The following is a 12,814-nucleotide window of genomic DNA, read 5'->3' as shown; positions in this document are numbered from 1 at the left end:
ATAACTCCAATACATTATGAAGAAAATAGTCCGGTCGCTATTACTAGTTGCATTCCTGGGAACATTCAATGCGTGCAGCGACGACGAACCACCACTACCGGATAACCTGGCAGCTTTCGAGGCTACCGAAAAGGGTTTTGAAGGTGAAGAAACAGAGATCAAAATCGCGCTTACGAGGGCAGTGGATGCCGCTACACCCGTTTCTGTGACATTAACCCCGACACAGCTGACTTACGACACCGAGTTTACCACTACACCTGCGGCAGCAAACAACACGATTACATTATCCGTACCTGCCGGACAATCATCGGTTTCTTTCAAAGTGAGCAAAAAATCGGGTGTATTGCTGGATGGCGACGAGAGCATTGCGTTCAAAATCGCTTCGGTAGGTACTCCGGTGCTGGTTGGCACCAATTCTGCATTGAAACTGAGCTTTAAAGCCATCATTTCCGACGGGACCAGCATTCAGTTGAATGGTATCGCGGGCAGCGAGCCTGGTAGCAGCGCCGCCAATTCGGTATTCCTCGACCTGAGTGCTAACGCACAAACGCCCGTTCTCCGCAGCAGCTGGGATCTTGGATTTTACAATGGCGCCGATTTCCGCGTGACGATCAATGGTACTAATGGCGCTTCCGCATTGGTCATTAACAAATCGGATATCAACGCCGTTTCCGATAAGGATTTCAAAACCGATTCATTGGCTATCGGCCAGGGAGCAGGCAAACTGGCACTTGTTGACGACGCTACCGGCGACCTTACCAAAACTGTGATCGCGGCCGTATCAGCTACCGACGCCGACAACAAGGTTTATATTCTCAACCGCAAAGGCGGATCGATGGACGTCCTTCCGGTGGCTGATTTGTACAAAATACGTATTCTGCGCAAAGGCACAGGTTATACATTGCAGTATGCCAAAGTAAATGAAACCACTTTCAAAACCCTGGATATCACCAAAGACGCGGCTTATAACTTCGAATTTGTTTCGCTTGAAAAAGGTGCGACCGTCGAAGTAGAGCCCGCGAAAGACCGCTGGGATCTGAAATGGGGTTACAGCATGTATTTCACCAATTTCGGCGCAGGCCTGATCCCTTACGGCTTCTCCGACCTGGTATTTACCAACAGCCTCGCAGGTGTGGAAGCGGCCGAAGTACTCACCACCGCCGCTACTTACGATGCATTTGCCGAAAGCAACCTTACCGGCATTACATTCAGCAAGGCTGCGGATGCGATCGGCTCGAAATGGCGTGTTACTTCCGGCGGAACCGTGGGCGTGAAAACCGATCGTTTCTACCTCATCAAAGATCCGGCCGGCAACATTTACAAACTTCGTTTCGTGAGCTTCCACGCGAACGACGGCGGCGAGCGCGGCAAGCCTAAATTGGAATACAAGCTTGTTAAAAAAGGAGCCTAATGCTCAAAAACTTCGTTCGAACGGCTATCAGCTTCCGACTGGTAGCCGTTTGAATTAAAATTCGATAGATTATGATATTCAAAACCATTTTTCTTTCAGCTTCCATGCTGGCCGCAATGCCGGAGATGACTGCTTCTTTTTACGCAACTCAGCCCGTTGCCGTTGCGAAACCTGAGATCACAGTCATTAAAGATCTGAATGCGAATACCAAGTCCTACATCTATTTCAGTCTTGCAACCGGTAAGGAAATAGCTGCCGCCGAGGCGAAGACGAAAAACTGGGACATTGCATTCAGCAAAACCACCATTGCTACCAACAGCGGTACCAGCGGCCCGGGCGAAGGCGGCGCGATCGTTTTGGAAAAACCTTTCGACCAGGTAAGCGAAGCCCCCAAAGATGGCTACAAAACCGACGGCGACGCAGGTTTCGCCATTCCGGGCGGGAGTGGCAACAGCTGGTATAAATACGATATGAGCGTCCACGCGATCCTGCCGATCCCGGGCAGAACGCTTTTGGTCAAAACCGCCGGCGGCAAACTGGCCAAGGTGGAGATCATCAGCTATTATAAAGGCGCGCCGGAAGATGTGCCTACGGAAGAGTCCAGCTACTACACTTTCAGATACACGATTGCGGGTGAGGACGGGAAGTTTTAGTCACATCCAACCCCTTCAATGCAAAAATCCCGGATCGCTCCGGGATTTTTTTGTTATCTGACGTATTTCCAGTTTCGTACCTTTCCTTCTGCCAGCCATTCCAGCGCCTGCGCAATGCGTTTTTCCCGTGTGGCCCCGGTTTTGGCGTCTTCGAACCATTCCACATATTCTTTTTTGTTGGAATAGCTGAAACCTTCGAAAACCCTTTTAGCAGCTGGATTGTCGGCCAGCGCTTCGGTAACATAGGCCGGAACGACAAGTTCTTTCGTTTCCTGCGGCCTGCTATCCTTTTTCAGCTTCACGCCGCTGTCGATCAGCCGCATAGCTTCAAGGATAAACCCTTTCAGGTGTGCTTCCGCCGGAAGGTCTTCCATACCGGCAATTTTCCCCAGGCTTCCCATGCCTACCCGTTCGCCATTCACGGCAAGCAGGCTATTCGGGTCGTTGAGGCGTGATTCCAGCCAGAAACCGAATGCGCAATGCTGCTTGAATGACGCCATGCTGCAAAGGATGCTACCCTTGTATTCGAAATGCGGGAAGCTCCATTTCATGGTCTCCTTCGCTTCCGGGCACGTCTCGTGTACGAGCGCGCGCAGGTATTCGAGTATGGGTATGGCAAAGCTGGCGGATTTGACAATGTAAGTATCAATGCGCGGGTCGGTATTACTCATTGTTTTTCAAGTATTCCTTTCAGATTCGTCAATCCTTCCTGAAAATCCTTTCCTATTGCTTCCTCCATATTCATAAAAGGAAGCATGATATTCATCGGAATAGGCATTTTACCGGTAAAGCCCCAACGGACGCGGGTGGATGACGAATCGATGCCTTCCGTCACCATGTAAGCGTCGCTGGTACTCTCAAACGGTTTCAGGAAACGCAGCTGGGTGTCGATGCGCTGGCCTTCTTCAATTTTGGTAATTTCCTGCTCGCCTTTACCAACCTCGTCGTTACCCTCCCACATCGAAACGAAGCCCACGGTACCGTCGGTGCCCGAGAAAGTTTTAACCATCTTCGGATCGCGACGCCCCCATACACTCCAGTCGTTCTGTTTTTTAAGGGATTTGAGGTATTCGAAAACCTCCGCTTTGGGTTTGTTTACAACGATTTCACGCTCGACAGCGTAATCTTTCGGCATAATGAAAGCAGCAATCAGGACCAACGCAATGAGTCCCAGGATAATGTAGAGCACTTTTTTCATACGGGAGGCATTTTTTTGTGAATAATTAAACCTGTACTTGACTTCATCAAGGTCTTCGATCAACTCTGTATTGGTCATTCCCGCCTTTTCCAGCACACGGATTGAGGCAATGTTATTGACATTCACAAATGCGATTACATCTCTCGCTTTCAGCACATTCTGAGAAAACCGGATGAGCCCCCTGGCGATTTCCGTAGCCACTCCCTTTCCCCAGTACTCCTCCATGACCCGGTACCCGATCTCGATCGCCGATCCTACCTTATCCAGCTTGGCCGCCCCTATCAATGCTCCCGAATGCCTGTCCTCGATCAGATATCGCCCCAAATACGTGTCCATCCCGTACTCTTCCAGGAAACTTTTGAGCATATTATCCGACTCCTCGCGGGTAAGCGAATAGCCCGTCACATATTTCATCACATTGGCATTATTGCTCAGCCTGAAATACTTGTCACCGTCTCCGGCCGTCATTTTGGTCAGTACAAAATGTTCCGTATATATAGGTGTAACGACCATTCTGTGCAACATTGAGTGTTTGAGGGCAACCGGATAGTCTTGTCAATATACACTTTTATCCAAAAAAGTTACATTATTTTCTGCCCGGGTTTTTATAAGGCCAAGATCTCTGTTTGAGCGGAAAAACACAAGTTTGAAGCAGACTATTCACGCACCACTTCCCTTACAAAAAAGCACGGTTTTGCATTCATTACCAGTCAAATATTTTTTGTTAACATGCATTAACAATCCCGAAAATTTGCAATCTACATTTGAAACGTTATATTTGAATTATTACCCGTTTGTATCACAATTCCGTCCCAATAGTTCCAATCATTCTTGAATTCATTATAAAAGTATGAATTTTTCAATGACCTGATCTACATCAGCATCATGACAAAAAGAACTTTTGTATTGTTTTTCTGGCTAGCACAATTCGCCGTTTCGCTGCTCCTGGGGCAGCAGAGGGCCGTCGCGTGCAAGATTGATATAGGAACCGAGGCGTTCTCTCCCTTCGAAATCGAGGAGAAGCCCGGTAGCGGGGATATTGTGTTAATCGATGATACGATCTGTCAAAACGAAACGATCGTAAGGGCCGATGAAACCGAATGGAAAGAATCTCTTTCCGATCTTTTACGTCACCGGCATTCTACCTACCGCTTCCTGACGCTGGTTTCACAAACAGCGCCCCAGTACGAAATTACCCGGATTCCCAAAGTTATCAGGGAGTCCGTCCAACTGCTTTTCGTTAGCAATGGAGAGATTACGCTGCCCGATTATTACAGCTTTCTCCATCGCCTTTGCCCTTTTTGAACTCGCCGCAAGCGTTCTTTAATCCCCCATTCCCGTAGCTGACGGACTGTCTCGTTATGCCCATTCGCGCATATACGGACCGCTCCGGACATTCATGCTATTCCTTTTGCTGCGCGGCACTCCCGCACGGCCAAAGGGCTATTCCTATTCCCCTTGCATTACCGCCAACCAATTTATACAAACGCATCATGATGAAAGACTTAAAATGGCCGCTGCTTTTGCTCGTCAGCATTTTTGCCTACGGCTGTGCTTCGAAAAGTGAAACGCTCTCGGAGACAAAAGACAGTGTTCCTACCATCCCCGTAACGGAACTCAGGCCTCAGAAAACCGAACTGCACCGCGAATACGTAGGCAACATCCACGCCCTGCGGAACGTCGAAATATATGCCCGCGTGAAAGGTTACCTCGAAGAAGTGTATGTGGACGAGGGTAAGGAAGTCAGAAAAGGACAGACTTTGTTCCGCATTAACAATGAAGAATATGAAGCGCAGCTGGCCAAAGCAAAGGCTAACCTGCAAAGCGCGATTGCCGACGCGAAAGGCGCCGAGTTGGAAGTAAAGCGTGTAAAACTGCTGGTTGATAAGAATGTTGTCGCTAAAAGCGAACTGGAAGTAGCGCAGGCAAAACTCGCCGCAGCCAATGCTAAAATTGAAGAAGCCAAATCTGAAAAGTCGAATGCGGCCATTCAATTGGCGCATACCGTGATCAAGGCACCATTCGATGGTGTGATCGACCGCCTGCCGACGAAAATGGGTAGCCTGATCGACGAAGGCACGTTGCTCACCACGTTGTCGGACATCAAAACGGTTTACGCATATTTCAATGTATCCGAAAACGAATACCTGGAATATGTAAAAGCCCGCGACAAAGCTGCTACCAGACAAGCCGTAGTAGAACTGGAACTCGCCGATGGCTCATTTTTCAAGCACAAAGGCATTATCGAAACCATGGAAGGCGCATTCGATGAGGGTACGGGCTCCATTGCATTCCGCGCACGCTTCTCGAACCCGGAAAAATTGCTGAAACATGGCTCGACTGGCACCATCCGCCTGACGAACACGGTCGAGAATGCGATCCTGATCCCGCAGCAGGCTGCATTCGAAATTCAGGACAAAAACTTTGTGTATGTATTGGGCAAGGATAACAAGATCAAGACGCGCAGCTTTGTGCCGCAATCCCGGTTATCTACTTTTTATGTTGTAAAATCAGGTCTCGAATCAGGCGAAACGATTGTATGTGAGGGGCTTCAATCCCTGCGCGACGGGGCGACGATCAACCCGAAAACCGTCTCTACCGACACGGTGTCGGCTGAGAAAATCGAGCTTACCGCGCGGTAGCATTCTTTCTATCACCTGAATTGTAGATTATGTTTCAAAAATTCATTGAGCGACCGGTTTTATCGCTGGTCATCTCCATATTTATTACCCTGCTCGGTATTCTGGCAGTGCTGGAACTACCCGTTTCCCAATTCCCAGACATCGTTCCACCCTCGGTCGTCGTAACGGCCACCTACACGGGCGCGAATGCGGAAGTATGCGTGGATGCCGTGGCCGTTCCGCTCGAAAAGGCGATCAACGGCGTGCCCGGCATGACTTACATGACGAGCGTCTCCGGTAACGACGGCGTCACCACGATCAATATCTCCTTCAACGTCGGCGTCGACCCCGATCTCGCTGCGGTGAACGTGCAAAACCGCGTACAGACTGTCATCGACGAGCTTCCGGAAGAGGTCATCAAAGCCGGTGTAACCACCGAAAAAGAGGTGAACAGTATGCTCATGTATCTCGATATTATGAGCTCCGATAGCACTGTCGGCGAGGATTTCGTGTACAACTTCGCCGATATCAATATCCTCAAAGAGCTGAAAAGGATCGACGGTGTGGGCCGGGCGCAGATCATGGGTAGCAAAGACTACTCCATGCGCGTATGGCTGCAACCCGACCGCATGAACAGCTATAATGTCTCCGCCGACGAAGTGATCCAGGCCATCCGCGACCAGAACGTGGTAGCGGCGCCCGGCAAAACCGGCGTGAGCTCCGGTCGTGAAAAGAATGTATTGCAATATGTATTGAAGTATACAGGGAAGCTCTTCGAACCCGCACAGTACGAGAACATCGTGCTCCGCTCGAACCCGGATGGTTCTATTCTGAAACTGAAAGACGTCGCCAAAATCGAATTCGGGACGCTGGAATATGATATGGCTTCCAAGTCGAATGGACGTCCTTCCGCTTCGATTATGATCAAACAACGCCCGGGCTCCAATGCCCAGGAGGTTATTCAAAATATCAAGACCAAAGTGGCGGAGCTTAAAGCGACCACATTTCCGCCCGGAATGGACTATTTCGTGTCCTACGACGTTTCCCGCTTCCTCGACGCCTCCATTCACGAGGTAATCCGTACGCTCATCGAGGCATTCATACTCGTGATCCTGATCGTGTATTTGTTTTTGCAGGACTTCCGCTCGACGCTCATTCCGGCCCTGGCGGTGCCGGTGGCACTGGTGGGGACATTCGCATTTATGCAAATGTTTGGCTTCTCGATTAACCTGCTGACGCTTTTTGCATTGGTACTGGCTATTGGGATTGTGGTCGACAATGCCATTGTGGTCGTCGAGGCGGTGCACGCCAAGATGGCCGAAAAGCACCTGGACGCGATGGAAGCGACCATCGAATCGATGAAGGAAATGAGCGGCGCGATCATCGCGATCACGCTGGTAATGTCGGCGGTATTCGTTCCGGTTGCATTTATGTCAGGCCCGGTCGGGATTTTCTACCGGCAGTTCTCCATTACCCTCGCGATTTCCATTGTTATTTCCGGGATCAATGCCCTCACGCTCACGCCCGCATTATGCGCGCTGATGTTAAAGAATACGCACGGGCAACCTGTGAAGAAAAACCCGCTTACCCGGTTTTTCGATGGCTTCAATAAAGGTTACGACGGTGTTCAGAATGGCTACCGGAAGCTGCTCTCGTCCATAGTAAGCCGCCGGATGATCACTATCGGACTGCTGATCGGCTTTTGTGTCGCCACATTTGGTATCAACAGCATTCTCCCGAGCGGCTTTATCCCTACGGAAGATCAGGGCGTTATCAACGTGAACGTAACGACACCGGTGGGCGCAACCGTCGAAAGGACCGAAGTTGTCTTGGATGAAATTCAAAAAGTGGCAGAAAGCCTCGAACCTGTCGAATCCGTTTCCTCACTTTCGGGTTACAGCTTGCTGACCGAATCTGCGGGCTCGTCGTATGGAATGGCGATGATCAACCTGAAACCCTGGGACCAGCGGAAAGCTTCGGTTCAGGATGTGATCAAGGAAATGGAGGCCAAAACAAAGCACATTACCGATGCCGAAATCCAGTTTTTCCCGCCTCCTACCGTTCCTGGTTTTGGTAATTCCAGCGGTTTCGAACTAAGGGTTCAGGATCGCTCCGGTAATGAGGATTTGCAGAAGACAGCAGAGGTTACCAACCGATTTGTGAAAGACCTCGCTGCCACACCGGAGATCGCGGCCGCATTCAGTAGCTTCGACGCCAGCTTTCCGCAATATATGATCCACGTCGACTCGGATATTGCTGCTAAAAAAGGTGTCTCGATCGACATTGCCATGAGTACGCTCCAAACGATGATCGGTAGTTATTATGCCTCCAACTTCATCCGTTTCGGGCAGATGTACAAGGTAATGGTGCAGGCCGACGCGAGTTTCCGCAAAAACCCCGAGGATATTCTCAAATTATATGTCAAAAACAACCGGGGCGAAATGGTACCGTTCTCGACTTTCATTAAGCTTGAAAGGGTATATGGTCCCGAATTGCTGACGCGCTATAATATGTATACGTCGGCGATGATCAATGGCGACGCGGCTCCGGGTTACAGTAGCGGCGACGCCATCAAGGCCGTCGAGCGAGTTGCTGCAACCAGTTTGCCAAAGGGCTATACCTATGACTGGTCGGGTATGACGCGGGAGGAAATCCTTTCCGGCAACCAGGCCATATTCATTTTCGCGATCTGTCTGGTATTCGTATACCTGTTGCTTGCGGCGCAATATGAGAGTTTCCTACTGCCGCTGCCGGTAATACTTTCACTTCCTACCGGTGTTTTCGGTGCATTCCTTGCATTGAAATTAATGGGCCTTGAAAACAACATTTACGCCCAGGTTTCGCTCGTCATGCTGATTGGTCTGTTAGGTAAAAACGCCATCCTGATCGTGGAATACGCCATTATCCGGCAGAAGGAGGGCCGCACCGTCATAGAGGCCGTGCTGGAAGGCGCCACCGAGCGTCTCCGCCCGATCCTGATGACTTCGTTTGCATTCGTAGCGGGCCTTATTCCGCTGGTAATGGCATCCGGCGCCGGAGCGATCGGGAACCGGTCGATCGGCGCGGCGGCGGCGGGCGGCATGCTCATCGGGACGATTTTCGGGGTGATCATCATTCCGGGATTGTACGTTTTGTTTGCGAGTATGGCCAAAAAGAAAAAAACGCCTCCTCCGGTAGTAGCTGCGGAGGAAGAAGCATTGCTGCACTAAGCCCCCTCGAATCCAGTTTCGGCCGCGGGGCTTGCTCCGCGGCCTTTCAAATCAGATTTAACATTGATGAAAAGAAATAATAAGTACGCCTCCGGCCTGCTGTTCGCCGCGATCCTGATCTCGGTTACAGGTTGCAAGCTCACGCAGCCCGTAGAACAGCGCGCACAGATCAAAACCCCGGCGACATTCGCAGGCCAGGGCGATTCAACAGGTATCGCCTCATTGCCATGGAAAACATTCTTCAACGACCGGCACCTCGTCGCGTTGATCGACACCGCATTGCAAAATAACCTGGACCTGAAAATGGCCGCCCAACGCATTGAAATGGCCCGAACCAACATCATGATCGCACACGGCGCCATGCTGCCGGTCATTACAGGCGACGTATCCGGCGGGGGACGCAAATTCGGCGATTACACCATGGACGGCGTGGGCAACTACGATACCAATTTTTCCCAGAATCTCGACAACGACCGGCGCCTGCCGGACCCCTTCATGCCCGACTATTTCGTCGGCCTGCGCAGCTCGTGGGAAATCGATATATGGGGTAAACTTAAAAATCAAAAGAAGGCGGCTTACACACGTTTCCTGGCCAGCGAAAAGGGCCGCCAGGCGATCATTACCGGCCTCATCGCCGAAATAGCCCGCTCCTACTACGAACTGATGGCGCTCGATACTGAGCTCGACATTATCCGCAAAAACATCGCATTGCAGGAGTCGGCGGTTGAAACCATTAAAATCCAGAAAGAGGCGGGTCGCGCCAACGAACTCGGCGTACGCCAGCTCACCGCCCAGTTACTCAACACCCGCAGCCTCGAATTTGAAGTACAGCAAAGGATCATCGAAATCGAGAACAATGTAAACCTGCTGACAGGACGTTTCCCACAACCCATTACGCGAGGCGCCACGATGGAGCAGGCAATGCCGCCATCTATCAGCGCAGGCATACCCGTGCAAATGCTGCGAAGAAGGCCCGACATCCAGCAAGCTCAACTCGACCTGCTCGCCAACTATTCCGAGCAGCAGGCCGCACAGCTGGCATTTCTTCCCTCGCTGAACATCACCGCATTCATGGGCTTCAATGCATTTAAAAGCAACCTGCTTTTCTCGACCGGTTCGCTCGCATACAGCGCGCTAGGCGGGCTGACAGCCCCATTGGTAAACCGGAAAGCATTAAAAGCCAACCAGAAACGCGCCGAAGCCGCAAGCCTCGAAGCGCTTTACGCTTATAACAAATCGGTCCTGAATGGTTTCCGCGAGGTTAGTACCAGCCTTAAAAAGCTGGAAAACACACGTCAGATCGGCGATTTGAAGAGACAGGAGGTTGAAGTGCTGCAACAAGCCGTGGCAACTTCCAAGGACCTGTTTCTAACCGGTTATGCTTCCTACCTGGAAGTAATCACCGCGCAGCGGAGTGTTTTGCAGGAGGAGCTGAATTTGACTAATGTGCAGAAGGACCAGTTTCTGGCATTGGTAGAATTGTACAGGGCGCTGGGTGGCGGCTGGGAGTAGCGTTATTTTGTTGACTAAATACAAAAAGAGCACGGGCCTAACGACCCGTGCTCTTTTCACTTACAAATATTTCAAATATTACTGTTTCTTCTTAGTCCCGGCCAAACTCGGCTCTTTCGAAATCACGATCAGATCCGCGAGCATTCTGCCGGTTTCAGTAAGGTAAATATCCTTTTTCTTTTTCGCGTCCTTCGGAGCGTCGGCTACTTTGGCATCAGCTTCGTCCTCGTCATCGCCGTCGACACTATCTTCTCCGAGCTGCTTCATAGCTGCGCGTTTTTTCTCTGCTTCGTCGCGTTCCGCTTTGCGTTTGGATTCCTGCAACGACACGATTTTGTTTTCACGAGCTTCTTTGAAATCGTTCAGCGTTTTGACAAGCGTTTTCAACTCCTCGTCGGTTTTGAGGCGGTGCTTGTATTTGTCGCGAAGCTGTTCGACGATCTTAGGATTGATATTGTTCGTCACATCATAACGCGAAGAAGCGATCTGGTCCCAGGGCAATGCGCTTGGCTGCGAGCCTTCGCCGTATTCATTTACTTTGAATGCGGTAGGCAGTTCCAAATCAGGGGTTACGCCTTTCAACTGGGTACTGCTGCCGTTGACGCGGTAGAATTTCGCTACGGTCAGTTTCACCTGGCCAAGCTGGTCTTGCTCTTTCGGCACCCATTGGTTCAGGTCGATCAAGGTTTGAACGGTTCCTTTTCCGTAAGTCTGCTCACCTACAATCAGGCCACGTTTGTAATCCTGGATCGCGGCTGCGAAGATTTCCGACGCCGATGCGCTGAAACGGTTTACCATTACAGCCAGCGGGCCATCGTAAGCGATGCTCGGGTCGTTGTCGGATTGCACTTCGATCTCGCCCTGGCTTTCTTTCACCTGAACTACCGGTCCGCGATTAATGAACAACCCGGTTAAAGAAACAGCTTCGGTTAACGAACCACCGCCATTGTTACGAAGGTCGATTACGATACCGTCCACATTCGATGTCTGCAAATCGGTGATCAGTTTCTGAACGTCGCGGGTAGTGCTCGAAAACTCTTTCTCGCGGTGTTGCGCACCTTCGAAGTCGCGGTAGAACAACGGAATATCGATTACACCAATTTTGTAGTCTTTGTTACCATTGTTAATGGAGACGATCTCGCTTTTCGCACGCTGCTCTTCCAGTTTGATCTTCTCGCGCACAAGGCGATATTCCTTCGGAGCCGATCCGGCTAATGCATCGGCAGAAATGATCTGCAAACGCACCACGGTCGATTTCGGGCCTTTGATCAATTTTACGGCATCGTCCACAAACCAGCCGACGATATCTACAAACTTACCTTCGTCGCCTTGGGCTACCGCTACAATCTTATCCTCTTTTTTAAGTTGTTTTCCTTTGAATGCAGGACCACCGGGGATCACCTCTACGATCTTGATATAATTATCTTCCTCGCGAAGCAATGCACCGATACCTTCCAGCGACTGGCTCATTTCCTGCTTGAAACGATCCGCCGAAGTAGGCGCCATGTAGCTGGTATGCGGGTCGAGCGACTCGGAATAGGCATTCATGAACATCTGGAATACCTGCTCGGTACGGATACGGCCCAATGCGCGGTCACGGCTTTTGTAGCGGTCGCGGAGCGTGCTGATTACGGCTGTGTCCGCTTTACCCGACAGTTTGAGGTCTAATGCCTCGCTTTTCAGGTATTTGCGCCAGGTATCGTTCAGTTCGTCGGTGTTTTTGGCCCAGGCCGCTTTTTCGCGGTCGGTATTCATCGATTCGTCCTGATTGAAGTCGAACGGTTTTGCGTCTTTCAGCAAAGTCTGAATATACTCGCTTCTTTCCTTATAGCGCTTTCTGAAAACGTTATACATCTGGAAGGGAACGTCCAGCTCTCTTTTTTGCAAATAGTCATCGAAAGAGTTCTTATACTGCTCGAAATCCGCGAGGTCGGAAGCCAGGTAGTAGAGCTTTCCATGGTCTATCGCATCGATATACTTATCGAAAATCGCTACCGAAAGGGAATCGTTCAGCTTCGTTTTTCTGTAATGATACCCGGATAAGATCCTCGTTGTCAGCTCCTCCGCTTTATATTGCGCCGGAATCGGTTTGATATCTTCATCCATGGAAGCGGCCGCTGGTGCCATTGCCCCCACTCGTTCCTGTACAGGGCCCCGCTGCCAACCCAGCAGCACAACCGGAATAAGAGTGATAAGATACTTTTTCATTT

9 protein-coding genes are annotated in these 12,814 nt (G+C 50.6%); 6 read left to right on the top strand and 3 right to left on the bottom strand.

Features of this window, described 5'->3' with window-relative positions:
- The first annotated feature begins 16 nt into the window (after nucleotides 1-16).
- Together BMW93_RS31885 and BMW93_RS31880 are read left to right on the top strand one after the other, a co-directional pair.
- Entirely contained in the window at nucleotides 17-1,411 is a 1,395-nt protein-coding gene (locus BMW93_RS31885) for an HmuY family protein (protein ID WP_090386314.1), read from the top strand.
- Nucleotides 1,412-1,482: 71 nt separating this feature from the next.
- Nucleotides 1,483-2,064: an HmuY family protein gene (locus BMW93_RS31880; RefSeq protein WP_229241055.1), complete on the top strand. Its 582-nt coding sequence runs from the start codon at nucleotides 1,483-1,485 to the stop codon at nucleotides 2,062-2,064.
- A gap of 53 nt (nucleotides 2,065-2,117) precedes the next feature.
- Here the strand turns inward: BMW93_RS31880 and BMW93_RS31875 are convergent, their stop codons facing one another.
- Both BMW93_RS31875 and BMW93_RS31870 read right to left on the bottom strand, forming a co-directional pair.
- On the bottom strand, nucleotides 2,118-2,735 hold the full coding sequence (locus tag BMW93_RS31875) for a YdeI family protein (RefSeq protein WP_090386312.1): 618 nt from the start codon (nucleotides 2,733-2,735) through the stop codon (nucleotides 2,118-2,120).
- Entirely contained in the window at nucleotides 2,732-3,787 is a 1,056-nt protein-coding gene (locus tag BMW93_RS31870) for a GNAT family N-acetyltransferase (RefSeq protein ID WP_229241053.1), read from the bottom strand. Before BMW93_RS31870 ends, BMW93_RS31875 begins: the two co-directional genes overlap by 4 nt.
- 360 nt (nucleotides 3,788-4,147) lie before the next feature.
- Here BMW93_RS31870 and BMW93_RS31865 point away from each other — a divergent pair, with 360 nt between their 5' ends.
- From BMW93_RS31865 to BMW93_RS31850, 4 genes are all read left to right on the top strand, one after another.
- The gene (locus BMW93_RS31865; protein WP_090386308.1) at nucleotides 4,148-4,567 is read left to right on the top strand and encodes a hypothetical protein; all 420 of its coding nucleotides are present in this window, start codon (nucleotides 4,148-4,150) and stop codon (nucleotides 4,565-4,567) included.
- 191 nt (nucleotides 4,568-4,758) lie between these two features.
- A complete protein-coding gene (locus BMW93_RS31860) occupies nucleotides 4,759-5,904 on the top strand; it encodes an efflux RND transporter periplasmic adaptor subunit (protein ID WP_090386306.1) in 1,146 nt (381 codons plus the stop codon).
- A 29-nt stretch (nucleotides 5,905-5,933) separates the two neighbouring features.
- A complete protein-coding gene (locus BMW93_RS31855; RefSeq protein ID WP_090386304.1) occupies nucleotides 5,934-9,092 on the top strand; it encodes an efflux RND transporter permease subunit in 3,159 nt (1,052 codons plus the stop codon).
- 66 nt (nucleotides 9,093-9,158) lie between these two features.
- Nucleotides 9,159-10,604 (top strand): efflux transporter outer membrane subunit, encoded by a 1,446-nt coding sequence (locus BMW93_RS31850; RefSeq protein ID WP_090386302.1) that lies wholly within the window; start codon nucleotides 9,159-9,161, stop codon nucleotides 10,602-10,604.
- Between the two features lie 78 nt (nucleotides 10,605-10,682).
- On the opposite strand, the gene BMW93_RS31845 is transcribed toward BMW93_RS31850, so the two are convergent.
- Nucleotides 10,683-12,812 (bottom strand): carboxy terminal-processing peptidase, encoded by a 2,130-nt coding sequence (locus BMW93_RS31845; RefSeq protein ID WP_090386300.1) that lies wholly within the window; start codon nucleotides 12,810-12,812, stop codon nucleotides 10,683-10,685.
- Nucleotides 12,813-12,814 lie beyond the last annotated feature (2 nt).

It is taken from the genome of Dyadobacter sp. SG02 (genome assembly GCF_900109045.1).
Lineage (GTDB): Bacteria > Bacteroidota > Bacteroidia > Cytophagales > Spirosomataceae > Dyadobacter.
The sequence above is the reverse complement of the archived record's forward strand: the minus strand, read 5'-3'. Positions and strand labels throughout refer to the sequence as shown.